The 25,970-nt window shown below is 64.5% G+C and carries 22 protein-coding genes; 5 read left to right on the forward strand and 17 right to left on the reverse strand.

What is annotated here, in order from left to right:
- Positions 1-2: 2 nt before the first annotated feature.
- The 6 genes from JAB6_RS00150 to JAB6_RS00175 form a co-directional block, all read right to left on the reverse strand.
- Complete coding sequence (locus JAB6_RS00150) at positions 3-437, reverse strand: hypothetical protein (protein WP_070300842.1); 435 nt, start codon at positions 435-437, stop codon at positions 3-5.
- Positions 434-1,873: an efflux transporter outer membrane subunit gene (locus JAB6_RS00155; protein WP_070300844.1), complete on the reverse strand. Its 1,440-nt coding sequence runs from the start codon at positions 1,871-1,873 to the stop codon at positions 434-436. The genes JAB6_RS00150 and JAB6_RS00155 overlap by 4 nt, the downstream gene beginning before the upstream one ends.
- Positions 1,870-2,940: an HlyD family secretion protein gene (locus JAB6_RS00160; RefSeq protein WP_070300846.1), complete on the reverse strand. Its 1,071-nt coding sequence runs from the start codon at positions 2,938-2,940 to the stop codon at positions 1,870-1,872. The genes JAB6_RS00155 and JAB6_RS00160 overlap by 4 nt, the downstream gene beginning before the upstream one ends.
- Before the next feature lie 28 nt (positions 2,941-2,968).
- Positions 2,969-4,492 (reverse strand): MFS transporter, encoded by a 1,524-nt coding sequence (locus tag JAB6_RS00165; protein ID WP_070300847.1) that lies wholly within the window; start codon positions 4,490-4,492, stop codon positions 2,969-2,971.
- Between the two features lie 185 nt (positions 4,493-4,677).
- A complete protein-coding gene (locus JAB6_RS00170; RefSeq protein ID WP_070300850.1) occupies positions 4,678-5,613 on the reverse strand; it encodes a LysR family transcriptional regulator in 936 nt (311 codons plus the stop codon).
- 77 nt (positions 5,614-5,690) lie between these two features.
- A complete protein-coding gene (locus JAB6_RS00175) occupies positions 5,691-6,389 on the reverse strand; it encodes a UPF0149 family protein (RefSeq protein ID WP_034759318.1) in 699 nt (232 codons plus the stop codon).
- A gap of 103 nt (positions 6,390-6,492) precedes the next feature.
- On the opposite strand from JAB6_RS00175, the gene JAB6_RS00180 reads away from it, so the two are divergent.
- Positions 6,493-7,506, forward strand: coding sequence for a serine/threonine protein kinase (locus JAB6_RS00180; protein WP_139143227.1), 1,014 nt, complete (start codon positions 6,493-6,495; stop codon positions 7,504-7,506).
- A 125-nt stretch (positions 7,507-7,631) separates the two neighbouring features.
- A complete protein-coding gene (locus JAB6_RS00185) occupies positions 7,632-10,067 on the forward strand; it encodes a hypothetical protein (protein ID WP_070300852.1) in 2,436 nt (811 codons plus the stop codon).
- Between the two features lie 10 nt (positions 10,068-10,077).
- On the opposite strand, the gene JAB6_RS00190 is transcribed toward JAB6_RS00185, so the two are convergent.
- From JAB6_RS00190 to JAB6_RS00240, 11 genes are all read right to left on the reverse strand, one after another.
- The gene (locus JAB6_RS00190; protein ID WP_070300857.1) at positions 10,078-11,031 is read right to left on the reverse strand and encodes a hypothetical protein; all 954 of its coding nucleotides are present in this window, start codon (positions 11,029-11,031) and stop codon (positions 10,078-10,080) included.
- A gap of 224 nt (positions 11,032-11,255) precedes the next feature.
- Positions 11,256-11,630 carry a hypothetical protein gene (locus JAB6_RS00195; RefSeq protein ID WP_034759290.1) on the reverse strand — a complete coding sequence of 125 codons (375 nt, stop codon included), beginning with the start codon at positions 11,628-11,630 and terminating at the stop codon, positions 11,256-11,258.
- 24 nt (positions 11,631-11,654) lie between these two features.
- Positions 11,655-12,899, reverse strand: coding sequence for a TerD family protein (locus tag JAB6_RS00200; RefSeq protein WP_070300859.1), 1,245 nt, complete (start codon positions 12,897-12,899; stop codon positions 11,655-11,657).
- Positions 12,896-13,882 carry an HpcH/HpaI aldolase/citrate lyase family protein gene (locus tag JAB6_RS00205; RefSeq protein ID WP_034759282.1) on the reverse strand — a complete coding sequence of 329 codons (987 nt, stop codon included), beginning with the start codon at positions 13,880-13,882 and terminating at the stop codon, positions 12,896-12,898. Before JAB6_RS00205 ends, JAB6_RS00200 begins: the two co-directional genes overlap by 4 nt.
- Positions 13,875-14,981, reverse strand: a complete 1,107-nt coding sequence (locus tag JAB6_RS00210) for a cysteine protease StiP family protein (protein WP_070300861.1) — start codon at positions 14,979-14,981, stop codon at positions 13,875-13,877. Before JAB6_RS00210 ends, JAB6_RS00205 begins: the two co-directional genes overlap by 8 nt.
- The gene (locus tag JAB6_RS00215) at positions 14,978-15,730 is read right to left on the reverse strand and encodes an HAD family hydrolase (protein ID WP_070300863.1); all 753 of its coding nucleotides are present in this window, start codon (positions 15,728-15,730) and stop codon (positions 14,978-14,980) included. The genes JAB6_RS00210 and JAB6_RS00215 overlap by 4 nt, the downstream gene beginning before the upstream one ends.
- Positions 15,708-16,865, reverse strand: a complete 1,158-nt coding sequence (locus tag JAB6_RS00220) for a phosphoribosyltransferase domain-containing protein (protein ID WP_070300865.1) — start codon at positions 16,863-16,865, stop codon at positions 15,708-15,710. The genes JAB6_RS00215 and JAB6_RS00220 overlap by 23 nt, the downstream gene beginning before the upstream one ends.
- Positions 16,862-17,899, reverse strand: a complete 1,038-nt coding sequence (locus tag JAB6_RS00225) for an ATP-grasp domain-containing protein (RefSeq protein ID WP_070300867.1) — start codon at positions 17,897-17,899, stop codon at positions 16,862-16,864. The genes JAB6_RS00220 and JAB6_RS00225 overlap by 4 nt, the downstream gene beginning before the upstream one ends.
- A gap of 94 nt (positions 17,900-17,993) precedes the next feature.
- Entirely contained in the window at positions 17,994-18,710 is a 717-nt protein-coding gene (locus JAB6_RS00230) for a TIGR00266 family protein (protein ID WP_034759265.1), read from the reverse strand.
- A gap of 187 nt (positions 18,711-18,897) precedes the next feature.
- Entirely contained in the window at positions 18,898-19,473 is a 576-nt protein-coding gene (locus JAB6_RS00235; RefSeq protein WP_034759261.1) for a TerD family protein, read from the reverse strand.
- A gap of 101 nt (positions 19,474-19,574) precedes the next feature.
- Positions 19,575-20,657, reverse strand: coding sequence for a DUF475 domain-containing protein (locus tag JAB6_RS00240; protein ID WP_070300869.1), 1,083 nt, complete (start codon positions 20,655-20,657; stop codon positions 19,575-19,577).
- Between the two features lie 247 nt (positions 20,658-20,904).
- Between JAB6_RS00240 and JAB6_RS00245 the strand changes: the two genes are divergently transcribed.
- The 3 genes from JAB6_RS00245 to JAB6_RS00255 all read left to right on the forward strand — a co-directional run bounded on the left by JAB6_RS00245 (position 20,905) and on the right by JAB6_RS00255 (position 25,970).
- The gene (locus tag JAB6_RS00245) at positions 20,905-21,330 is read left to right on the forward strand and encodes a divergent PAP2 family protein (protein ID WP_070300871.1); all 426 of its coding nucleotides are present in this window, start codon (positions 20,905-20,907) and stop codon (positions 21,328-21,330) included.
- A 239-nt stretch (positions 21,331-21,569) separates the two neighbouring features.
- Entirely contained in the window at positions 21,570-22,745 is a 1,176-nt protein-coding gene (locus tag JAB6_RS00250; RefSeq protein WP_034759252.1) for an efflux RND transporter periplasmic adaptor subunit, read from the forward strand.
- Positions 22,746-22,748: 3 nt separating this feature from the next.
- The gene (locus tag JAB6_RS00255; RefSeq protein ID WP_070300873.1) at positions 22,749-25,970 is read left to right on the forward strand and encodes an efflux RND transporter permease subunit; all 3,222 of its coding nucleotides are present in this window, start codon (positions 22,749-22,751) and stop codon (positions 25,968-25,970) included.

A 25,970-nucleotide genomic window follows, 5' to 3' on the forward strand; every position in this document is an offset into this window, starting at 1 on the left:
ACTCACCACACGTCCGCCGCGCGCGGCCGCGCCATCTGGCCGCTGCCCAGCAGCCACACCATCAGGGCGTCGGCCTGTTCGCGTGTGGCCGCCACTTCCTGCACGATGCCGAAGGCTTTCATGGCGCCGGCCGCCATCGCCTGCAGGCGCGCGCGCCGTTCCGCGTCCGCCTCGATGGACACCAGACCCCGGCAAATGGCGGCCAGCGCCACCTTGTGATGCTTGAGCCACAGGCCGCGCCGCTTGCGGTCGACGTGCGCTTCATCGCTGCGCTCCTCTTCGAACAGCATGACGAACGGTTCGCCATGGCGCAACAGGGCGTCCATGTCGTTTTCCCACAGCGGGGCATAGCCGGCGACGGCCGTTTCAGGGCGAAAGCGCACGATGGGAAAGTCGCTGACGTCGTGGATGGAAAAATGTGCGGGGTTCGGTTTCATTGGGTACTTTCTTGCGAGGTGCTTGAAAAGGCTTGCCAGCCGCCGCCCAGCGCCTTGTAGACCTGGACCAGCGACAGCGACGCGGTGGCGCGGCTGTCGACCAGCGCCGCTTCGTTGTTCAACAAGGTGTTTTGCACGTGCAGCACGTTGATCAGGTCCGTGCCGCCCTGGCGGTACTGCAGTTCCGCGCTGCCCAGCGCGCGCCGTCCCTGTTTGACGGCTTCATCGAGGCTGGCCTGGCGGCGGGCGTTGGCCTGGTAGCCGGACAAGGCGTCTTCCACCTCGTGCCAGGCGGCCAGCACGGTCTGCCGGTAGGCGATGGCCGCTTCCTGCTGCTGCGCCTCGCGCAATTGCAGGTTGCCGCGCAGGCGGCCGCCATCGAACAGGGGCACGCTGAAGCCGGGACCGAAGGCAAAGCGCTTGGCGTCCCAGCCGATATCGGACAGCTGCATCGCTTGCAGGCCGATGCTGCCCGAGAGCGTGATGCGCGGATAAAAATCACCTTGCGCCACGCCGATGGCGGCCGTGGCCGCGTGCAGCTGCGCTTCGGCGCGGCGGATGTCGGGACGCCGCTCGGCCAGGCTGCTGGGCACGCCCAGCTGCACCTGCATGGCCACAATAGGGATATCCTTGCTGGCCCCCAGTTCCGCCTGCAAGGCTTGCGGCGGCAGCGCCAGCAAGAGGGCGAGGGCATTGCCCAGGCGCGCTTCGCGCTGCTGCAGCGGCGGCAAACGCGCTTCGATGGTGGCCACGTGGGCCGCCGCCTCGGACTCGTCGAGCTGCGTCGCCGCGCCTTCGCGCAGGCGGATGCGGGTCAGCTCCAGCGTATGGCGGGCGATGTCGAGCAGCTGCTGCGTGATGGCCAGGGTTTGCTGCGCGCCGCGCAGCTCGATGTAGTCGCGCGCCGTTTCGGCCAGCACGGCCAGCAGCACGCCGCGCTGCGTCTCCATCGCCACGTCGACCCGCGCGTCGGCCGCTTCCACTTCGCGCCGCACGCGGCCCCACAGGTCCAGCTCCCAGGCTGCATCGAGGTTGCCTTGCCACAGGCTGTAGGCGGATTGGCCGTTGTTGCGCGACGGGTCGCTCAAGCCTTGTTCGCTGTTGCGCGCGCGGCCATAGCTGCCATTCGCGCCCAGCGACGGGCCTTGCGCGGCACCGATGACGCCACGCGCGGCGCGGCTTTGCTCGAGCCGGCTGGCACCCGCCAGCACGTCGAGGTTGGCGCCAGCGGCGCGCCGCAGCAGGGACGACAAGGTCGCGTCGCCAAAGCCGTCCCACCAGCGCTGTTCGATGGCGCCATCCTGCTGCGCGGCGAAGCGGGTATCCTGCGCCTGGCGCCATTGCTGTCCCAGCTCATGGCGCGGGTGCTGGAAGTCGGTGCCGACGCTGCCGCAGCCGGCCAGGCCCAGGGCCGTGATCAAGATCAGTGCTTTCATCGCGCGCTCACCTGTTGCAGCTGTTGACGGCGCGCGGCCGTATCGATGCGCACTTCGGCCGACATGCCCACGCGCAGGCGATGTTCGCCATCCTGCTCCGGGGCGAGCGCGATCCGCACGGGGATGCGCTGCACCACCTTGGTGAAGTTGCCGGTGGCGTTTTCCGGCGCGATGGCGGCAAACGTCACGCCCGTGGCCGGCGCGATGCTGTGCACGGTGCCGTGCAGGAGCACGCCAGGATAGGCGTCGATGGCGATGCTGGCGCGCTGGCCCTGGCGCACGTGCGTGAGCTGGGTTTCCTGCAGATTGGCGACGACGAAGCTGCGGTTCAGTGGCACCACGGCCATCAGGCTGGCGCCGGGAGCGACCAGGGCGCCGACGCGCATGGCGCGGCGTCCCACGATGCCGTCGATGGGGGCGCGCAGCTGCGTATGCGACAGATCCAGTTCGGCCCGTTGCAGGCTGGCGCGGGCGCGCAGCAGGGCCGCTTCGGCCGCGCCTTGCTGCGCTTGCAAAATGTCCGTCTGCTTGCGGGTGGCGACGAGGGCGGCGCGGTTTTGCGCCAGGCGCGCGCGGCTCACGTCGTAGCGCGATTGCGCCTGCTGGGCGTTTTGCACGCTGCCCGCGCCCTGGCCGGCCAGGTGCGTTGAACGGGCCAGTTCCTGCTGCGCCAGTTTGTCTTCCGCCTGGTTGGCCTCGACCAGGGTGCTGGCTTGCTCGATCACCGATTGCTGGCGCTGCACCGTGGCGCGGGCATAGTCCAGCTGCGCCTCGGCGCCCGCGACTTCGGCGCGGGCCGAGGCGGCGGCGGCCTGGTAATCACGGTCGTCGATGCGCGCCAGCAGCTGACCCGCCTTGACAGCCTGGTTGTCTTCTACCAGCACTTCCCGCACGATGCCGCCCACCTTGGGAGAAAGCACGGTGTAGTCGGCGCTGACGAAGGCGTCGTCGGTGCCTTGTTCTTCGCTGCGGGAAAACAGCAGTTGCCAGGCGCAAAAGGCGAGGGCGCAGGCCAGCAGGGCCAGGCCGAGAAGAAATGCGCGCGAGCGCAGTATGGGTTTTTGCATGGGGATGCTCTTTCGTAAAAATGAAAATTCAAGCGGCGCGCGGCGGATAGACGCGCGTCGGCAGGATGGGAATGATCACAATCATGGCCAGCGCGATGGCGGCCACGCAGAGGTACAGGTCGGACGAGGTCAGGGTGACGACTTGCGCATGCATGCGCTGCGCCATTCCCGCCATGTCCACGCCGGCCGGCAGATTGCCCAGGCGGTCGCTGAGCACCGTCGAATGAAAATGGTTGCGGCGCGTGATCAGCGCATCGAGCACGCCGGTGGCGACGACGGCCGACATGCCCTTGATGGTGTTGAACCAGGCCGAGGCGAATGGGCCATCCTGCGGCGCCAGGCCCGTGGTGGCCAGCAGCAGCAAGGGAATTACGGCCATCGGTTGCGCAAAGATCTGCACCGCTTGCAGCAGGTAGAAATGCGTGCGTATCCAGTCGGGCGACATGCGCGCACCCAGCATGCAAGACAGGGCCAGCATGCCCAGGCCGATGGCCAGCACCCAGCGGCAGTCGACGGCGCGCAGATTGCACAGGGCGGCCACCAGCGGCAGGGCGATCAGCTGCGGCAGCGCCACCATCAGCATCACGGGCGCCGTTTGCAGCGGGCGGTAGGCGTGCACCTGCGCCAGGTAGGACGAGGGGATCAGGATCACGGCCAGCAGCACGAACAGCACGCCGCCCAGGGTCAACAAGGCATGGCTGAGATTGCGCCGCGACAGCAGCTGCAGCTTGAAGAACGGCAGCGGATGCGACCACTCATTGATGAAGAACAGTACCAGCAGCACGGCGCCGCCGCCCAGCAGCATGCAGATCAGCGGCGAGGCGAACCACGCCAGGCGCTCGCCCTGCAGCATGCCGATCACCAGCATGCTGATGGCGGGCAGGCCAAGCAGCAGGCCGCGCCAGTCGAACTGGCGGAAGCGTTCGAGGCGCAGCGGGTCCTGCGGCAAGCCCCAGGACACCATCAGCAGGGCGACGATGCTGCCCGGGACGACTTGCCAGAACGCCCATTGCCAGCCCAGGTACTCGGTCCAGAAGGCGGCCAGCGGCGTGCCCAGGCTGGGACCGAAAGTGGCGCTCAGCGCATAGCCGCCCAGGCCATACAGCTTGATGTTCGGCGGCAGGAAGCGCAGCGCCACCGTCATCAGCATGGGCGGCAGGGCGCCGCCGGCCGCGCCCTGCACCACGCGCAGGAACATTAGCACTGACAGGTTCGGCGCAAACGGGCATAGCAGGCCGGCCGCCATGCAGACGATGATGGCGGCGGCCGTCAGCCGGCGCAGCGAAAAGGTGACGGAACACCACGGCGCGAACGCCATGGCCGACACCGAGGCGGCCGCATACAGGGCGACGAGCCAGCTGGCGTCGTCGCGCGCGATGCCCATGGCGCCGCGGATGTCGGCCAGTGCGACCTTGGTGATGTTTTCATTCAGGCCTGCCACCAGCACGGCCAGCAGCACACCGGTCAGGCCCGTGGCCAGGCGCAGGCCGAAAGCAGGTGAGACGGGAGGCGCGGCCGCGGGGGCGGCGCCGGGAAGCGGTACAGCGGACACAGGGAACTCCGTGGATGAGGATCAGTCCACGCAGTATAGGTAGCCGTTAATCTTGTGAAAATTGATAATTAATGAACTGTGAATTGCGTCTGGCGCAATGATGGGTGGGGTCGGACCCTGTGGGGCTGACCCCGGTCTTTGTCGTTGGGTTTGGCGTCTGGCGTGTGAGTTCAGATCAACCCCAATCAAATGCTGGGGTCAGACCCGCAAGGGTCTGGTCCCGTGCACAGGTCCTTGATCATGCGGCGCAGCCAGCGGTGCGCATGGTCGTGGTCGAGGCGCGGGTGCCAGGCCTGGAAGACTTCCACGCTGTCGACGGGGATGGGCAGTTCGAACGTGCGCAGCTTCAGGCCCAGGCGCTCGACGATGGCCAGCAGCGGTGTGGGCATCAAGGGCAGCAGCAGGCGCGAATCGGCCACGGCGAAGATGGCAGACTGGAAGTTGGGGCTGATCAGCGAAACCCTGCGCGTGTAGCCCCGCTCCGCCAGGGCCGTATCGAAGGGGCCGCGCGCCAGGCCGCGCCGCGAGACGCTGATATGTTCGTACTCGGTAAAGCTGTCGAGGTTGATGGGGCCGTCGAAGATCGGGTGGTCGCTGCGGGCGATGCCGACAAAGCCGCTGCTAAACAGCTGCTGCAGTTTGATGTCGGGCGCAAAGGCGCGCCGCGCGCTGATGTACAGGTCAATGCGGCCCGCGTGCAGGGCGTCGTTTTCCGTGGCGCCGTCGCCTTCGGGCACGAAGCGCAGCACGGTGTGCGGCGCGTGCACGGCCAGCAGGTCGCGCAGCTTGCCGCCGTAGGCGCCGACAAACACGTCATTGGCGCACAGGCTGAAGGTGCGTTCCAGGGTGCGCAAGTCGACTTCGCGGCCGGACGTGAAGATGGCGTGCGCCTGCTCCACCACGCCGCGCACCTGCTCGCGCAATTCCAGCGCGCGCGGGGTGGGCGCCAGGCCGCGCCCGGAGCGCACGAAGACGGGGTCGCCGATGGCGTCGCGGATGCGCGCCAGGGTGCGGCTCATGGCCGGCGCGCTCAGGTTCATGCGCCGCGCGGCGGCCACGGCGCTGCCTTCCTCGAGCAGGATGTCGAGGGCGACGAGCAGGTTCAGGTCGGGGAGTTTCATGCGCCGATTATAGCCCGGGGGCCAGCGCCGGCGCTGCGCCGGCAGGACGCCGGCGCAACAGGGATGCTACTGCGCGATTACTCGGCTGCCGGCTCGGCGCCGCAGCATTTCTTGAACTTCTTGCCGCTGCCGCAAGGGCAGTCGTCGTTGCGGCCCACTTTCGGCTCTTCGCGCTTCATGGTTTGCACCGGTGCCTTGCGGCGCGGGACCCAGAAACGGTGGATGGCCGGCAGGTTCGCTTCCAGTTCCTGCGCCAGCTTGTGCGCCTTGACCGGGTCTTCCACCAGTTTCAGTTCTTCTTCCTTGATTTCGTCGGCGCCCAGCAGGTAGATTGGCTGCATCAGTTCGGCCACTTCGGAATCCCAGATCTCGTTCCACGAGCCCGGACGCAGTTCCATGCCGTCCCAGAAGCCCCAGCACCAGGCTTCGGCGTCGATCAGGGTCTGGCCTTCGTAGTCGTGTTCGACGAACAGGGCTTCGAACTCCTTCGGCGCCACTTCGAACGTCACCAGCACTTCGTTCATGAAGCGCATGATCAGGTTGACGATGCGCTCTTCTTCCTTGCTGTTCTTGAACTTCGGCGCGTCGTTGACATCTTCGCCCCACACGCGCGGCAACCACTCGGCCGGCATGATCGGTTCCGGACCGATGGCCACGGCCGTCAGATAGCCGTGCAGCATATCCATGGTCATCGCGTCTTCGGAGCACCGGTCCGACAACAGGAATTGGTCTAATTCGTCAAATTCTTTTTCTGATAATGGCTGTTCGAGTTGCATGGCTTGCTCTTTGATTGAATGTAAGGCGCCAGTATACGCCTTGCTGCGGCTTGCCGCCCAAGTGTTTGCACCGGCGGCCCGCGCGCGCCTTACAATGTCGCTTATGCACAATGAAAACCAGCCGCACGAGGACGACCGGCCCGTCCATCCCTTTTCCGCCCTGAGCCCCGATTGCGTGCTCGACGCCCTCGACAGCGTGGGACTGCGCGGCGATGGCCGCCTGCTGGCCTTGAACAGCTATGAAAACCGCGTCTACCAGGTGGGCATCGAAGACAGCGCGCCGCTGGTGGCCAAGTTTTACCGTCCCGCGCGCTGGAGCGATACGGCCATCCTGGAAGAACACGGGTTCGTGTCCGAGCTGGTCGAGCGCGAAATCCAGGTGGTACCGGCGCTGGAAATCAACGGCAGCACCCTGCACCAGTACCAGGGCTTCCGCTTTGCCGTCTTCCCCCGCCACGGCGGCCGCGCGCCCGAGCTGGACGACCCGGCCACCCTGGAATGGATAGGGCGCTTCATCGGCCGCATCCACGCCGTCGGCGCGCTGTCGACCTACAAGGAACGGCCGGCGCTCGACCACCAGACGTTCGGCGTCGAACCGCGCGAGTTTTTGCTGGGGGGCAATTTCTTGCCGCCCGAACTGCTGGCCGCCTATTCCAGCGTGGCGCAGCAGGCGCTCGATGGCGTCAAGCGCTGCTATGACCGCGCGGGCGACGTGGCCATGCTGCGCACGCACGGCGACTGCCATGGCGGCAATGTGCTGTGGACGGACGCCGGTCCCCATTTTGTCGATTTCGACGATAGCCGCATGGGGCCGGCCATCCAGGACCTGTGGATGATGCTGTCGGGCGAGCGCAGCGACCAGGTGCGCCAGATGAGCGACATCCTGGCCGGTTACGAAGACTTTTGCGATTTCGACCCGCGCCAGCTGTACCTGGTCGAAGCGCTGCGCACCCTGCGCCTGATCCATTATTCGGCCTGGCTGGCGCGCCGCTGGGACGACCCCGCCTTCCCCGTCGCCTTCCCGTGGTTTAACACGCAGCGCTACTGGCAGGACCGGATATTGGAACTCAGGGAGCAGGTGGCGTTGATGGACGAAGCGCCATTGTGGCCTGTTTGACCTAAACGCCCGAAAAGGGCGGTAAACGCCCCTCTTCTTGCCGCGCTGATTTGTGCATGCCTGTTCGATAATGGTGCTAATAAATTCCTAGAAGCAATGGAATTCACCCGAACAAGCGAGAAATCATGCAAGCACAGCAAAATCAGCGCCAGGCCGCCTCCCTCACCGTCGCGTATTCCGCCGACGACGAGTTCGACCAGGACAGCATCGTCTCGCTGCATGATTTCAAGGACCTGGAAAGCAAGGCGGAAGCGCCTGCTGCTGCCATCGCGTCCGAGCTGCAAGCCGAACCGCAGGCCGAGCCGGCAGCTGAAGCCGACAGCAAGGCGCCCGCCGTCGAACGCCAGAAAATGGAATTGAAAGCCATCCACGAGGCGATTGCCCGCGTGGAAGCGGAAGCGAAAGCTACCTGCGCCGCCGAAAGCCGGGCCCTGGCCGAGGCGCGCGTGCGCTCGCTGGCCGAGGATCGCGCCGCCATCGACGCGGCCGCCGCCGCCGCCGCCCAGCAAAATGCGCAGGCCGCCGAAGAAGCGATTGCCGCCAACCGCGAACGTCTCGATACCATGCGCGCCGCCGCGCAAGCGAGCGTGGCCCGTCTGGAAGCCGTCAAGCAGGAGACGGCCGAACTGCGCGCCCGCGTGGAGTCCGATAACGAAATCCGCCTGGCGGCCGAACAGCGTTCGCGCGCCGAGCAGGAAAGCCGCTTGCGCGCCAGCGAACAGGTGGCCGTGCAGTCGGAACTGGCCGAGCAGGCCGCCCGCGCCGCCGAAGAATTGCAAGTGCAGACGGAGCAGGCGCGCCTGCAGGCCGTCGAGCGCGTCGCCGCCGTGCAGGCGGCCAAGGAAGAAATGGTGGGCATCGCCTCGGCCGATGCACGAGTGGCCGTGCTGGCGCGCGAACGCGAGCGCCATGCGCACGGTGCGCGCCAGACGGCGCAGATGCTGGCCGAAGCGGAAAGCGAAGCGCTGGACTTGACGGTGCAGCGCGAGCGCGCCGACCAGATCGCGCTGGAATCGGCCTTCAATCGCGCCGCCGCCGAAGTGCGCGCCCTGGAAGAAGCGCGCGCGCTGGCGCACCTGGAACAGGAACGCGAAGCCATCGCCTTGGCGCAGGCGGAATCGGAACGCCATGCGGCGCAATCGCTGCGTTTGCGCCTGCAGACGGAAAAGGAATTGCGCGACGCGGCCATCCACCGCGAGCGCCTGGAAATGGTTGCCGTGGCCAGCGCGCAGGCGCGCCGCGATGCCGACGTGCGCATCCTTGCCGCCACCGAGGCACGCATCGAGGTGGACCGCCAGCTGCGCGCCGTGGCGCTGGCCCGCGTGGCCGCCGAACAGGATGCGGAAATCGCCGGCCACGCCAAGCTGGAAGCGGAAACGGCGGCCCTCGAAGAAACCAAGGCACGCGAAGCGGCCGAGCAGGCAGCCGCCGTGGCCGCCGCCCGCGAACTGGAAGAGCAGCAGCGCGCCGCCAGCCTGGCGCAGGAACGGGCCGAACTGGCGCGCCAGGCATCGGAACTGGCCGCCAGCCAGAACGAAGCCGAGCAGGCCGAAGTCGATGCCGGCAAGGCGACATTGGCCGCGCAGGCGCAAGCGTCGCAGCTGGCGCAGGAAAAAGCCCGTCAGGCAGAGCAGCTGCTGCAGGCGGAGCAGGAGCGCCTGGCCACGGAACAAGCCGCCATCGCCGCCTTGAAAGAAAAACTGGAAGCCGAAGCGCTGGCATTCAACGCGGCGCAGGAACGCATCGCCGCCGAAGGCGCGCAAGCGGAACTGCTGCGCGGCCAGCACGCGGCCGAACAGGCTTTGCGGGAGGCGGCGCAAAAGGAGGCCGACGCCATCCGCATCCTGATGGACCAGGCCCTGGTTGAAGGCGAAAAAAAGGCCGCCGCAGCGCTAGCCGTGCAGGCGCAGGCGCGCCTGGCCGTGGAACTGGGACAGGTACATAGCGAGCGCGCCCGCGTGGAAGAAGACAAGGCGCAAGCGGCCGATGCGCTGCTGGCGTCCGAGCGCGATTTCGTCGCGGCCGAACGCGAGTCGCTGGCCCTGATCGCGCAAAAACTGGTGCAGCAGCGCCAGACCAGCAGCGCCGAAGAGCGCGCCTCGCAAGCCATCGCTGGCCGTCTGGAAGCGGAAAAGCAGGCCACGGCAGCCGCCGAAACGCGCGCCGCCATGGAACAGCAGGCGCTCGACGCCATGCGCCAGCGCGAGCAGCTGGAACTGGCCGCGCAACAAGCGGCCAGCGAGAAACTCGACGCGCAGCAAGCTTTGCTGGCCAGCGCCCAGGCCCATGCGGCCCTGCAGCGCAAGGCGGCCGAGACGACGCGTGCGATGGTCGCCGCCAAGCAGCAATTGCTGGAACGGGAGCTGGAGCGCGCGCAGCAGCAGGAGCGCGAACTGGCCGCCCTGCGCGCCAGCCTGGAGCAGCCGCAAAGCGCGTTTTCCAGCTCCCTGACCGCCGCCCGCGCGAAAGCCGAACAGGTGAGTTCGGCCAGTCTGACGCGGGAAGTGATCGAGCGCTTGACCCAGCCTAACGACGCTGGTGCCGTCTGGCGTTCGCGCTAGGCTGTAACGTTTAAAACTTCCTGCCCACGCCCACCAGCAGCACATCCGCATCGCGGTGGTAATCCGTTACCACCCGGTTCCACGCCACTTGCGCCAGCCAGTGGCGGTTGACGTGGTAGCGGGCCACGGCTGACAGCAAGCCAGTCAGGCGCGCGTCGTGGCCCTGGGTGTCGCGGCCGTCCCAGGCCACGTACGGCCCGGCACCCATGCCGAATTCCACCTTTTCATTGAGCGAGCGGATCAGCCACAGCTGGGCTGCCGCGCCGCGCCGGTGCGCCAGCGCCGTGCTGCCTTCGTCGATGACGGTGGCGCTCCAGTCCACGTATTTTCCCGCCGCGCGCCGGTATTCCAGGGTGAACGGGCGCGAGGATTCGGAGCGGAAGCTGTTGACGATGGTGTGGCCTGTCGATAGGGTCAAGGTGTCGTCATACGCCCAGTTATGCAGGTGCAGCTTGGCGCCCGGCACGCCGTCATAGCGGTAGCCGGCGCCGATCAGCAGGTGCGTGGTGGTGTCCTTGCCGCTGGGGCGGATGCGGTTGACCTGGGCCAAGGCATACCAGCGGTTGTCGAACTGCCAGCGCGCCTGCAGGCTGGCGATGGAACCCCAGCCGTGGTCATTGTCGAAATTGTGCGGCGCTTCGTCCGTCTTGGCCGTGTCGAAGAAAAAATAGCGGCCGATGCCGGCACCCAGCATCAGTCCCTGGTCCACGTTTTTCGTGCGCAGCCACACCTGGCCCGCCATGCCGTCGCGGTGATGGTCTTCCGGATGCCCCTCGTTGATATACGACAGGCTCACCGCATTGTAATTGCCCACCGGCTGCGTGTAGCTGATGGCGCCGACAAAGGTGCGTTCATTGGTCGAGTGCACTTTCAGGGCGCCGGCCATGCCGGAGATATCCTGTGCCCGGGCAGACAGGGGGAGGGCGGCGGCCAGCAGGGCCAGGACGGTGTATGGCAGGCGCATGACGTTTCCAGTGACAGAGGTGAATACACGCTAACGGTCGTCTGGCGGAGCATCATGCGATTGCGCAAGTATCTTGCACATTGGCTACATTTATGGACTGTACCGGCCAGAACTCATCACAAGTGTATAAGAAAGTGAGAACGTGTGAGGCGCGCCAGCGATGAGGCGGGAGGGAGGCGCCGGCCCGGAAGGGCCGGCCGGCGCGATGCTGCGAAATTACGGTGTTACTGGCTCAATACGACTTTATCGGCAAAATATTCCGTCTCGCCGAAGCATTGCGTGGGCACGCCCTTGTGCTGGCTGTAGGTGACGAGGATGCGCTTGCCGGCGGCGGCCGTCAATTGCTTCGCCACGTCTTCATCGCGCACGCTGAACTGGAATTTTTCCGGGATGGTGCCCGGCAACGCCGTCAGCAGCAATTCCCCCTCCCATGTCTTGCAGATCCAGCCCCGCTTGGAGAACTTTTGCAGGTAGCCCGCCCGTTCGCCTTCCGAGTACGAGAAGCTGAGGGCCATCCACGTGTAGGCTGCCAGCAGCAGGAAGCCGGCCACGAGGAAGATGGCAAAGGCGAAGGTGACTTTTTTGGTCGTAGGGGTCATGGTTGGGTTGTCTAGGTAAAAGGATCAGTCCTTGCGGCCGGCTTTCCAGTTCAGGCCGAAATTGTAGCGTTCGTCCATGGCCTGGTGCGCCGTGATTTTACCTTGGCCGCCGAAGTATTCCACCAATTTTGTCACCTGCAGGTTGCCGTCGTGGTTTTCCAGCATGGCGATGGCGCACATGGCGTGCTGGCTGTCGCTGTCGAGGCGCACTTCCACCGTGGGCTGGCCGGGAATCTCGATCGTCACGACGCCATCGGTGGCGGCCCAGTTCGGCACGCCTTCGTAGATGAAGGCGTAGACGAGCACGCGCTTGATCTGGTCGAAATGGGTGCCGTTGATGAAGATGTTTTCGCCGCTGCTGATGCTGCCCGTGCGGTCGTCGCCTTCCAAGTGGATGTACGGCGGACGGTCGTAGGCGCCCCAGCTGTTGCCCAGTGCCTGCACGGCGCTTTTGCTGCCATTGCTCATTTCGAACAGGCAGCCGATATCGAGGTCGATGCCGCCCGAACGGCCGGCCGGCTTGTTGAACAGCTTGCCCAGGAAGCCCGTGTCCAGTTTTGACGCGGGCGCCTGGCCTTGCGACGCGTTCTGGTTCCAGTTCAGGTTGACCCGGATGCGGCCATAGCCGCCGCTGTCGCGCTTGTCGAGCGAGATCTTGTCGCCGCGTTTTTCCAGGCGGATTTTCGACAGCGAGATTTTATTCGCCGCAGGCGGAGCCGCTGGCGCGGGCACGGAAGCCGGTGCTGGCGCCGGGGACGACGAAGCCGCTTCGCTGCCGCCGAAGTGCTTCAGCAGCGCCGCCAGGCCGCCCGCGAAACCCTGGCCCACGGCGCCGAAGCGCCAGCTGCCGTCGCGGCGATACAGTTCGCCGATGATGACGGCTTTCTCGTCTTGGAAGTCATTGCCCGTGAAGGCAAACGTGGCCGCCTGGCCCAGCGCCATGCTGGAGTTGCCCAGCGCGCGCATGCTGCCCTGTTCCGTCGCCGCCGTGAATACCAGCTTGTCGATCGAGGCGGGCAGGCGGGCAAGGTCGACCTGGAAGGTGGAGCGGGGACCGTTCAGCTCCACCGTGACGGCGTTGTCCGGCGCGCTTTTCTGGTTGTAGAACACCATGTAGCGGTCGTCCGACAGCTTGCCGGCCGCATCGACGCCGAAGCAGCTGACGTCCACTTCCATCGAACCCGAAACGATATCGAGCGTGACGGAAAACGGGCCGTTCAAGCCCAGGTCCGCCAGTTTGCCTTTTTGTCCGCGTGTGAAATTGGTCATGGTCGTGCAATCCCTTCGTCGCTTGAGAGTTGAGTCAATGAGGTAGTCGGATGGTGCGCGGCGGCGCCATCGGCCGCATGGCGGATGCCGAACAGGCGCGCCTGCTCGATGATGCGCAGCGCCCAGCTGGAATGCGTCGCCACTTCGCACATCGATTCCTGCATGCGGAACACGGCCGGGCTGTCCGGGTCGATGATGCGCAGCGCCAGTTCGATGTCCGACTGCGCCACCTGGTAGTGGCGTTCGATCTGCGGCACCTGGTCCGGATGGATGGCCGTCTTGGCGATCATGCCGTGCGCCATGTCCTGCGCCACTTCGGCGTCCAGCCAGCTGCCCTGCGACAGGTGCTCGAAGACGGGTGCCGTCAGCTGGAAGCCGTGCGGCTTGAAGATGGTGACCAGGCGGCCGATGACCTGGCCCAGCGGCGTCTGGTAGATGGTGCCGCTGGTGGGGCGGCGCAATCCCAGCAGGGCCAGCAGATCATTGCCGCCGATGCGCAGCGCCAGGATGCGGCGCCGCACTTCCGGCGCGGACAGGATGATGCGGAACTGCTTCATTTCCTCGTCGTCGAATACTTCTGCCGTTTCCAGGGTCGGCATCAGCAGATGGTGCGTGTGGCGCACCAGCTCGAAATACGCGTTGAAATTGCTGCGCGTGGATTTCGGCAGCACGAAGCCGCTCAATTTGTCGGCGCCCGGCATGGCCAGCACGCGCGCCAGCACGTCGAGATTACGCACGCGCACGAAGCGCAAGGTATCCGATTCGTCGCACATGTTTTGCAGCGCCAGCGACAGATTGAACAGCGCGTAACTGAGGTCGCGTTCCGCGATGGCGTCTTCGGTGCAAAGGATCACCGAGCGCAAATGGCTGAATTTGTCGCCATTGGCGATCGCCAGCAAGTCCTTGTGCGTGGTCGGCACATACATCGAGGCGCCGAGCGCCGCTTTATGCTCGCTTTGTGGGTGTAGGGAGTTGTTATCCATCGACTGCGCTCCTGATAAGGGCGACCGCCTGGTAAGGCAGCGCCGGTTCTACTGTGACGGGTATGGTTTTTTCCTGCGCCAGAAGCAGCAAATGTGCCACGTCCGGCGCATTCGTGTCGCGCACGATCAGGCGCTCGGGCACGCGGCGCAGCAGCACGCGCGTCGCTTCGCCGATGCCGGGCTTGATCAGATTGATGTCGCTGATGCCGTATGCCTGCTGCGTAGCAGCCATGTAGGCTTGCGAGCGGGCCGCCATGGCTGGTGCATCGCTCGCTTCGGCCAGCGGCACGCCGCTGCTGGCGGCAATGGCCACGGCGTCGGCCACCAGGCCGTCGGCGAAAGCGCGCGACTGGTCGTGCTGCTCGAACTGCGCGTAGTACACGCAGCCGTGGAAGTCGCCGGGGGCTATGGCTTCGTTGAGCACGGAGCGGCTCACGAGCCCCGAGACGGTGGCATTCAGAATGCTCGACGGGATCAGGTAGTCGCTGGCCGAGGCGGCGCAGGCGGCCGTGCCTGCCAGGTCGGACAGCACGAACAGGCCGCCGTCGATCGCCGTTCCATGCGCCGCATTGAAGTCATTGACCGTCTGGCGCAGTTCGCGCGAAATCACGCCCTTGCCCGTCCAGCCGTCAACGAAGACGAGGGAGTCGGCCGCATGGCCCTGCGCCAGGATGTGCTGCAGGGCGTTCGCATCGATGCCGCGGTCGCGGATGATGGAGACGGAATAATGCTGGCATTCGCGCTGGAATACCTGGCGCAGCAAGTGACCCAGGATGACGCCCACGGGCGTGCCGGCGCGCGCCAGCGACACCAGGGTGATGGAACCCGTGCGGCGCGCCGCGATCAGCGCGGCCAGGCGCAGGCAGTCGCGCGCCATCTGCAGGCGGTTGGCCGCAAACGCGCTCTGGAACAGGGCCAGGTAGGCGGGCGAAGGCAGGGACTCGGGCGACAGCATTTCGCTGTAGTGGCGCTGGCCCGACTGGATCAAGCGCTCTTTTTCGGCCAGGTCGCGTATCGGTTCGAGCGCCATCGGCGTGAGCAGAAATTCCACGTCTTCCTGGCGGTAGCTGCCGCTGAAATGCTGCGTGCCTTCGGTCATAGCGCCGCCACCGTGAGTGCCGCCAGCTGGGTGCCGTTGGGGATGATGGCGTAGTCGCAGGCGGCCATGAAGCGCGCGTCCGAACGGCTGTCGCCCATGCCGAAGCTGACGATGGGGCCGTGTTCGGCTTCCAGTTCCGCGCGCAGGTAGGCGACGGCGCGCGCCTTGTTCAAGGTCTTCGGCAACACGGCCAGGTTGTTGCCGTTTCGGTGGATGAAGTAATCGGAACCTTCGCTCGCGATCCACTGCTGCAGCACCTGCTCTTCGATGTCGGCCAGGCGTTCGCCGCGCGCTTCATGGTCCTTGACGACGATGTAGAACGGCGTGTTGTAGTCTTCGATCAGGCGCGCGCGCGAAGGCATGCCCGCCTTGGCCTGGAAATCGTCGATGATGCGCATGGCGTCCCGCAGGCCGGGCAGGGCCGTCTGCATGTCGTCCTGCATCAGGGCCAGCCAGCCCGCATCGAGCGCGCCGCCCGGCTGCAGCACGATGCCGCCGTAATCGAGCACGCTGTAGCTGGTAAACGGCAGGTCGACGCGGCGGAAGGCGTCGCCATTCCTGGCCGTGGCGGGAATCAGGGTCATGCCGCTTTGCGCGAATTCAAAGAAGGCGCGCTGGCGCGCCGTCGTAAATGAACAGGCGTCGCCATTTTTCAAATAGGCGGCCGCTTGCAGGTCGGTCTCGCCCGGGCATTTTTTCGGGGTCTGGAACAGTGTGTCGTCCAGATCAACAAACAGGAATTTCTTCAATTTTGGTCTCTGACTGAAAGTGGAACAGGCGGCCGTTCAACTGGCCGGCGAGTTGCATGAGGGCCGGGCTGGCCGGGGTTTCATGGCAGATGAAAACGTGCTGGTACTGGCCAGGCGCCACGTTGTACAGGTAGTTGGCGATGCCTTCGCCGTAATTGTCGTCGCAGTTGACGATGTGGCCGACGGAACCCCACGACAGGATCGGCGAGCGCGTGGTCGACTGCACCACGACGTTCTTGCCCAGCGCTTCGAGTTCGCGCGCCAGCAAAAACGACGGGTGCATGAATTCGCCCGTGCCCAGCACGAGCACGGAGTCGCCGGCGCCGATTTCCTGCGCCAGCTGCACGGCCAGGCCTTGCGGCGGCGCCAGGGCGCGGCCCACGCCGATGCGGCCGAACGCGGGGCTGGCGCCCCGTTCCGCATTCGCCTCGAAGCGCTGCGCGCTGGCCGCCACCGGCGCCGGCGCATCGCCGGCCTGGAATGCATACTGGCCGGAGAGCGCCGCGCCGATGCTGGTGGGCAGGCCGAAACGCTCGCTCAAGCCCGTGTTGGCGGCCTGGCCCATGAAATTGGTAATGACGCCCAGGTGCAGTTTTTCCAGCTGCGGGTAACGCGCGCGGCACACTTGCACCAGGTTGGCGAAGGTGTTGCCGGTCGACGCTTCATCGTCGATCAGTACCAGGCTGCGCGCCGTGGAAAACAGGGCGCTGGCCGCGTCCGATAAATGCAGGAACTGGCGCGGCGCGTGGCTGTGCGATTCCTCGAATTCGAAGAAGGGCACCGTGCCCACGCGGTAGCGCGAGCTGTGCAAGAACAGGGCCTTGCCATTCGGATTGGCGCGCAGCCATGCCTCGAACACGCCCTGGCCCAGGCCGACGGCCGTTTCCGCCATGGCGATGAAGACGACGGGACCGGGCAGGCTGGGAGGAATCTGCGCGGCCAGGTCGTCGTGGATGGTTTGCATGGCGCGCGGCGTGACGGGCCAGTGCTTGCCCAGCACTTTGGACAGGAACAGGAAGCCCCGCTTGGCGTTGGCGCGCGCGGCAAAGCCGATCAGCCAGTCCAGCGGAAAGCGCGCCTCGTCCACTGTCAAGGTCAGCTCGCCCGTGGGCATCTGCTGCTTGACGATGTTCATGGCAGCTCCACGGCGTAGGCGGCTTCGCCCACGCGCATGCCTTCCTGGACGGCGGGCACGGTGAGCTTGTCAAAGCCCTGGTCGAAACCGGCCAGCGCGAGGTAGGGCAGGTTGGGGCCGGCCGCGCAAGCCATGCCGATGCCGCCCGACATGCGTGGGTTGATCTCCAGCAGCGCCAGGCCATTCGCGCCTTCGCGGAACTGGATGTTGAAGACGCCATTCAGGCGGTAGTCGTGCGCCAGTTTCTCGCAAGCCGCCAGCAGGTCGTCGCGCAGTTCGATCAGCTGGCCGCTGCCGCCGCCATGCAGCTTCTTGCGCGGTACGGCGCAAACGAGCTTGCCCTGGTCTGCCACGCAGTCGGCGCTGTATTCGTGGCCGTCGAGGTATTCCATCAGCAGCAGTGTCTTGAACGATGCCATCTGCGCCAGGCCCGCGCGCAGCTCCTGCGCATTGATCTGGTAGGCGGCGCCGGCCAGCAGCAGCTGGGCGCTGGTGCGCTCCTCATCGAGAATGGCAAAGCCCAGGGCATACACGGATTCGGACGGCTTGATGCACAGCTTGCGATGCAGCGGGCGCAGTTCGGCGTAGGCGGCGTCGTATTCGGCGATGGTGGTCACGGCGCGGTAGTCGGCCGGGCGCGCCATCGGCAGGTCGAGACCGTCGCAGAAGCGCGCCTTGTCGTGCATCAGGGTCAGGGTGTCTTCGCTTGCCACGCTGAGCACGCGCGTGCCGATGGCGGCGAAGCGCGCGCTGGCGCTGCCGATCAGGCCCGCTTCCTTGCCGGGCCAGAAAATCGTGATGCCCCGCTCGCGGCAAAATTCCAGGCACCACTCGACATAATTGAGACCCGTGAGGCCCGACGGTTCGACCGCGTATTCGTGGGCCGACAGGAAGGCGGCCGCGTGCGCGTTCGTATTGCTGCACACGATGTGATAGCGGGGGGCGCCGTTTGTCGCGGCCATGTCGGCCTCGCGGATCAGACGCATGGCCGTGCCGACCGAGGAAAATGTTTTGTTGAACCAGACTCTTTGCATGTACGGGGACCGGGTGGAAATAGGGAAGCCGCGCGCAGGTGCGCGCGCGGGGATTCTAAACGACCAGACTTAACCTGGCCTTAGAAGGAGGAAATCAGCCGGCTTTGCCAGACGCTGTCCACTTCAGGAACGCGTCGCGGTTGCGCGAGCAGATGAAGACCTTGCCCGAGCCGGAAAAGCGCAGCACGATGCCTTCGCCGCTGGTCACGCTGTTGACGATATTGCCGAGGAAGCCGCCGATGCCGCCGCCGCTCGCGCCGCCGCCCGTGGTCACGGAAATCTCGTATTTCAGGCTGCTGTCCCAGCAGACGACGTGGGAATTGTCGATCACGACATCCTTGCCCGGCTCGACGTCGAGCTGGAACATGGAGCCGAAGCCCGACACCACCACTTGTCCCGTGCCGGCCGTCTCCATGACGAAGAAGCCGCCCGACTGGGCGAACAAGGCGTTGCCGATGCTTTGCGTGCGCACCTTCATTTCCGTGCCCGAAGTGGCGGCGACAAAGGCGCCGTCGTTGAGCAGGTACTGGCGCGCGCCCACGTCGACCACTTCGATGGCGCCCGGCAGGGTGGGCGAGAGCAGGCAGTCGCCGCTGCCGCGCACCGCTTCGATGTGCTGCTGGAAGAACGATTCGCCATTCGCGAAGCGGCGCATGATGGCGCTGCCCAAGCCGCCCGTCATCTTGCCTTTCAAGTCCAGCGCCGTCTCCATCATCACCATCGCATCGGATTCGCAATAGATGGTTTCGCCCTGCTTCATGCTGACGTGCAGGAATGGATCGACGTCGCCGGTGACACTAAATACTGGCATGATAAATCTCCAAAAAAAAGCCGCCTGAACTGTGCAGGCGGCAGCAATGATATGACATTAAGATAATTCACCTCGGAAAACCGTAGCGAGCAAGCTCGATTTCGGGTTAAGTCGCGCAGCTGTACGGAGGTACAGCGAGCAACGCAGGCCCGAAAGTGAGCGGCGCAGTAGGTTTAACGAGCGTGAATTAGGCGTTGACGCCGAACGAACGGGCGAGTGGGCCCAGGCCGCCGTTGAAGCCCTGGCCGATCGCCTTGAACTTCCATTCGCCGTTGTAGCGGTAGATTTCGCCAAAGATCATCGCCGTTTCCGTCGAGCTGTCTTCGGACAGGTCGTAGCGGGCGATTTCTTTTTCGCCTTCCGCGTTCAGGCAGCGGATGAAGGCTTTCGAGACCATGCCGAAGTTCTGGCGGCGCGCGTCGGCGTCGTGAATGGTGACGGTGACGCTGATGCGGTCGATGTCGGCCGGCACGCGCGACAGGTCGATTTCGATGCGCTCATCGTCGCCTTCGCCTTCGCCCGTGGTGTTGTCGCCCGTGTGGACGACGGAACCGTCGGTCGACTTCAGGTTGTTGTAGAAGATGAAGTCAGAGTCGCCACGGACTTTGCCGTCGCTTTTCAGGAGGAAAGCACTACCGTCAAGGTCGAAGGTGGCGCCGTCCGTCGAACGAGGATCCCAGCCGAGGCCGACGATGATCTTCTTCAGGTTCGGTGCTTCCTTGCTCAGGTTGACGTTGCCGCCTTTTTGCAAACTGATTGCCATGTGGTGCTCCTTTTTAATAAATAACTCAAACAGACCTGCATGGGATGAGCGCCAGGGCGCTCGTGCCATTACTCTTTCAACTGGGGGCGCAACCCCCGATTTCAAGCTTCTACCGCGTGCCGTTTGCGATAACGCAGCGATGACCACAGCGAGACGAGGATGAAGGCCACGCCGGACAGGCCCGTGAACCATTCCGGAATATGGTACTTGACGGATGCCAGCATGATCAAGGCGAGGATGCCGATCGCATAATGGGCGCCGTGCTCGAGGTAGACGAATTCGTCCAGGGTACCCTTGTGTACGAGGAAGACCGTCATCGAGCGCACGAACATGGCGCCGATGGCCAGGCCCAGCATGATGATGACGACGTCGTTGGTGATGGCAAAGGCGCCGATCACGCCGTCAAAGCTGAACGAGGCGTCCAGCACTTCCAGGTACAGGAAGCCGCCGATACTGCCGCGCGCCACCGTTTTTACCAGGTCGCCATTGCCGTTTCTGGCTGGCGCGGCGCCTTCTTCCGCCTCATCCTGCAAGTCCGGTTCGCCTTCTTCCAGCAAGCCGCTGATCCAGTTCACGCCGATGTAGACGGCGATGCCGACGATGCCCGAAGCGAGCACGCTGTATTTTTCGTCCACGGGGCCCATCGCCACGCAGGCAGCCACGGCGCCCATGGTGATCAGCACGGCCAGGCTTTCGGTGCCCAGCGCGTTGACTTTTTCCTCGGCCCAGCCCAGCCAGTGCAATTCTTTCTCGTCGTCAAACAGGAAGTTCAGGAAGACCAGCAGCAGGAAAGCGCCGCCGAAGGCCGCCACTTGCGCATGGTTGTCCGTCAGGTGCTTGGCATACACGTCCGGCGTCGTGGTGGCCATGGTCCACACGTCGACCAGGCCTAAGCCCGTAGCCACCGATACGATGACGAGCGGGAACAGCAGCCGCATGCCGAAGACGGCCACGAGGATACCGACCGTCAAGAACAGTTTTTGCCAGAACTCATTCCAGTGGCGCAAGACCGAGGCGTTGACGACGGCATTGTCGAACGACAGCGACACTTCCATGATGCCCAGCACGCCCGTGATCCACAGTGCCTGGATCATGCCGGCCATGCCGCCATGGCTGTAACCCCACCAGCCCGACACCGCCATCAGGATAAAAGTGACTAAAAAGGAAATTCTGAAATGCCGCATGAGGACCCCGTTGCAAGTATGAAGACGTTTGATTATCCGCGCCGCTGTGCGCGCCGCACTCAGTGTTGATATACGTCAATTGTTGTATATGCCATGATTTTATATGATCGCCGTCGCTGGCGGCGTTTTTATGGCATGGCGAAGGACGGTTCTGCTAACGCGGTTGATCTGCGATAATTGCGGCGCGCCTGTCTGGCTGCCGCAGCCCCAGACACACTCTCTACATATATATAAGAAGGAATACCCCGTGGATATCGCTTACCTCGTCACGCCCCTGATCGCCTGGATCCTGGTCGGACCGATCAAATTTCTGATCAACAGTGCCCGCACGCGGCAATGGGCGTTCGGCCTGGTCGGCAATGGCGGCTTTCCCAGCAACCATAGCGCCGTCGTGTCCAGCATGGCCACGCTGATCGCCTTGCGCGAAGGCATCGGTCATCCCGCCTTCGGCGTGGCCGTGACGTTGGCCTTCATCGTCATCATCGACGCCAACAGCCTGCGCCAGCACGTGGGCAAGCAGGCGGCCGCCATCAACCGCCTGGCCAAGGAAGCGGGCAGCGCCGCGCACAAGACCTTGCGCGAGCGCATGGGCCATACCCTGGTGGAAATCGCCGGCGGCCTGTGCACGGGCGTGGCGATCGGTTTCCTGATCAATTACGTCTTTGCCCGCTAAGTTCGCTTTTCCTGAAACGCAAAACCCCGCTTCAAGGCGGGGTTTTGCGTTTCAGGGCGTAAAAACTACGTTTCATCCATTGAATAAAGCATTACAGGAAACGGCCGATTGACATGCCCGGATGCGCTCATGGATACTTTGGCGCTTGTGGTTTTAATAAAAATAAATGCCTGCCATCGCCTGCAGCCCTATCCGGGCCGCCGGGACGGTCGTGGCGCTATCTATCCGGAGAATTACCCATGTTGCGCAAAACCCTGTTTGTTCTGGCAATCGCTTCTGCCTTGGCCGCTTGTGGCAAAGAGTCCAAAGATCCTGGCAAAGGCGCTGGCAAGGATGGCAAGGAACAGGCGGGCGCTAGCGTCAATCTGCTCGTGTCGCCGGAAGACTTGCTGACCATCCAGAGCAATGCGCTGGCGTCGGGCCCTGTCATCACCGGCTCCGTGCAGCCCGAGCGCAACGCGGACTTGCGCGCCGAAGTGTCGGCCGTGGTGATCCAGGTCCTGAAGGAAAACGGCGAAGCCGTGAAACGGGGCGACGTGCTCGTGCGCCTGGACGAAACGGCTATCCGCGACAGCCTCAATTCGGCCGAAGAAGCGAGCCGCGCCTCGAGCCAGGTGCTGGAACAGTCCGAACGCATGTTCCAGCGCATGAAAACCCTGCGCGCCTCGGGCATGACGTCGACGCAGGCGCTGGAAGATGCGGAAATTCGCCGCAACAATGCACAGAGCGATCTGTCCGCCGCGAAGAGCCGCGCCGCCCAGGCCCGCCAGCAGCTGCAGCGCACCCTCGTGCGTGCGCCGTTCGACGGCATCGTGAGCGAGCGCAAGGTATCGAATGGCGATACGGCGCAAATCGGCAAGGAATTGATCAGGGTCATCGATCCGACCAGCATGCGCCTCGAAGGCCTGGTGTCGGCCGACAAGATCGGTGTCGTCAAGGTGGGCCAGCCCGTGCTGTTCCGCATCAATGGTTATCCGGGCCAGGATTTCGCGGGCAAGGTGCGCCGAGTCGATCCTGCCGCCAACGCCGTCACGCGCCAGGTGGCCGTGCTGGTCGATTTCAACGACAAGGAACAGCCGCGCGTGGCCGGCCTGTATGCGGAAGGGCGCATCGAGACGGAAACCGTCAGCGCGCTGATGATCCCCGACTCGGCCCTGGTGAAGGCGGGCGACATCACCTACACGTGGAAAGTCAAGGACAAGGCCTTGCATAAAGTCAATTTGCGCATCGGCGCGCGCGACGTACGCACGGGCCAGTGGGAAGTGCAAAGCGGCCTGGCCAGCGGCGACACCGTGCTGCGCACGCCGGGCTCGACCTTCAAGGATGGGCAGAAAGTGGAATTGACGGCAGCCAAGGCCGTGCCCGCCGCCGCCGTGGCTAGCAGCAGCGCCGCCGTTGCCGGTAAAGGAAACTAAGCCATGTTCCTTTCCGATTTCAGTATCAAGCGGCCCACCGCCACCATCGTCCTGATCCTGGCGATGATGTGCGTCGGCTTGCTGGCGCTCAAGAAACTGCGCGTCAACCAGAACCCGGACGTCGAAGTGCCCTTCATCGTCGTCAGCATTCCTTACCCTGGCGCCTCGCCCGACACGGTCGAGCGCGAAGTGGTGAACCGCCTGGAAAAATCGCTGCAAAGCATTTCCGGCGTAACCGAAGTCAACAGCGATTCGAATGAAGGTTCGGCCAGCATCTTCCTGAAGTTTTCCTTCAATACCAATTTGATCGAAGCGTCCGACAATATCCGCAATGCGATTGCCGCCGTGCGCTACAAGTTGCCGACGGAAATGCGCGAGCCTATCTTGCAGCGCATCGACCCGGCTGCCGAGCCGATCATGCAACTGGCGCTGTCGTCGAATTCGCAAAGCCATGCGGAAATCTCGCGCCTGGCCGAAGACGTGCTGTCGGACCGTTTCCGCACCGTCGATGGCGTGGCGCTGGTCAACGTGGGCGGTTCGCTCAAGCGCGAACTGTCCGTGCTGCTGCGGGCGGAAAAATTGCGTGAATACAATGTGTCCGTCAGCGACGTCGTGACCGCCTTGCGCAACCAGAATACGAACGCCCCCGTGGGCAAGGTGCGCGGCATCCTGGACGAGAAAAGCATCCGCCTCGTGGGCCGCATCGAGTCGCCGTCCGATTTCGAACAAGTGGTGATCAAGCGCCGCGGCGAGGAAATCGTGCGTCTGGCGCAAGTGGCCACCATCGAGGATGGCTTTGCCGAAGTCAACAGCCTGAGCATGCGCAGCGGCAAGCCCAACGTGGGCATTTCCATCACCCGCGTGCGCGACGCGTCCACCGTCAGCGTGGCCAACAAGATCCGCGACATGGTGGCGGAAATCAACAAGACCTTGCCGAAGGGCACTTTGTTGCAAGTGACGCGCGACGGTGGCGAAAACGCCCAGCACAGCTTGAACAACGTGATCGAATCGCTGGTGCTGGGTGCCGTGCTGACGATTTTCGTTGTCTACGCTTTCCTGAACTCGTGGCGCTCGACCCTGATCACGGCGCTGAGCCTGCCCACGTCCGTGATTGCCGCCTTCATTGCCGTGTGGCTGTGCGGCTTTACCCTGAACTTCATGACCCTGCTGGGCCTGTCGCTGGCCATTGGCGTGCTGATCGATGACGCCATCGTCGTGCGCGAAAACATCGTGCGCCACATGCAGATGGGCAAGGACCGCCGCACGGCCGCGCTGGAAGGCACGGCCGAGATCGGCATGGCCGTGGCCGCCACGACCTTCTCCATCATCGCCGTCTTCATCCCCGTGGCCTTCATGCCCGGGATCTCCGGCGAATGGTTCCGTCCGTTCGCCTTGACGGTGACGTGCTCGGTGCTCGTCAGCCTGGGCATCTCGTTTACGCTCGACCCGATGCTGTCGGCCTACTGGGGCGACCCGGTCGAGGAACACTCGGCACCGAAAAAAGGCATCGGCCGCGTGCTCGATAAATTCAACCACTGGTTCGATCATCAGGCCGACCGCTATGGCCGCGTGATCGCCTGGGCCCTGCATCACCGCCGCTGGATGGCCGTGATCGCCTTCGGCAGCCTGGTGGGCGCCATCGTTCTGCATGCAACGCATGGCGGCACGAGTTTCCTGCCGGCATCCGATTCGGGGAACCTGATGATCAATGTGCGCACGCCATCGTCGAGCAGCATCGAATATTCGCGTCTGAAACTGGAAGCGGCGGCCGTGCTGGCGCGTACCTTGCCTGAAACCAAGGATACCAACAGCTCCATCACCGCAGGCGGCGGACGAGTGTATGTCGACATCGGCAAGCGCAACACCCGCAAGCGTTCGGCCAAGGAAATCGCGGTCGAACTGCGCGAGAAGATGTCGCGCCTGGTGGGTGCCGAATACGTGGTGCAGGATGACTTGAGCAACGGTTCGCAAAAGCCGATTCAGGTGGAATTCACGGGCCCGGATTCGCGTAAACTGATGGAAATCACGAATGCCTACATGGACAAGCTGCGCGCCATTCCTGGTGCCGTCGACGTGGGCTTGTCCGAGCAGGATCCGAAGAACGAGCTGCAGATCGAGCTCAACCGTGGTTTGGCCAACTCGATGGGCATTTCCGTCAATGACGCGGCACAATCGTTGCGCGTGGCGTTTGCCGGCGTGGAAGTGGGCGACTGGGTCGATCCGACGGGCGAGACGCGCGACGTGGCCGTGCGCCTGCATCCCGACGACCGCGTGGCATCGGAAAACATCGAGCGCCTGCCGATCAGCGTGACGGGCACGTCGCAAATGGTGCCGCTCGACCAGATCGCCACCATTACCATGGGCAAGGGTCCGTCCGGCATCGAGCACAAGAATGGCAAGCGCACGATCACCGTGTCGGCCAATGCGCAAGGCCGCTCGAATGGCGAAGTGACGAGCGACGCCATGAAGCTGGCCAACTCCATCGACTTCCCGCCCGGCTACGGCCTGGCGCTCGGTGGCGCGGGCCAGGACCAGCAAGAGCTGTTCACAGAAATGCTGATCGCGCTGGTGATGGGTATCGGCCTGATGTATTTGATCCTGGTGATGCAGTTTGGTTCTTTCACGGCGCCGGTGGCCGTGATGATGTCCTTGCCGCTCAGTTTGATCGGCGTGGTGGTGGCGCTGGTGATCACCAACAACACCCTCAACCTGATGAGCTTTATCGGCATCATCATGCTGATGGGCCTGGTCGCCAAGAACGCCATCCTGTTGCTCGATGCGGCGCGCAAGCGCGAGGAAGAGGGCCATGGCCGCGAAGACGCGCTGATGTATGCGGGCCGCATGCGTCTGCGCCCGATCCTGATGACGACGTTTGCGCTGATCGCCGGCATGTTCCCCGTGGCGCTGGGCCTGGGCGAGGGCGGCGAGTTCTACCGTCCATTGGCGATCGCCATCATCGGCGGCACCATCACCTCGACGATTCTGACCCTGCTGGTCGTGCCGACCTTCTATGACAGCATCGAGATCGCCCGCGATGGCGCCGTGGCCAAGTTCCACCGCCGCGCCGCGCGCATGCCTGTGGCCGTGGCCATGATCCTGACCTTGCTCGAGTGCGTGCTGACCCTGCTGATGGTGCGCTTCGTCTACCGCATGCTGAAGAAGACCGTGCTGTTCCTGATGGGACGCCGCACACCGAAAGCGGCGCCGGTCAGCCTGCAAAAGTAA

The sequence above is a fragment of the Janthinobacterium sp. HH104 genome (assembly GCF_001758715.1).
Lineage (GTDB): Bacteria > Pseudomonadota > Gammaproteobacteria > Burkholderiales > Burkholderiaceae_D > Janthinobacterium > Janthinobacterium aestuarii.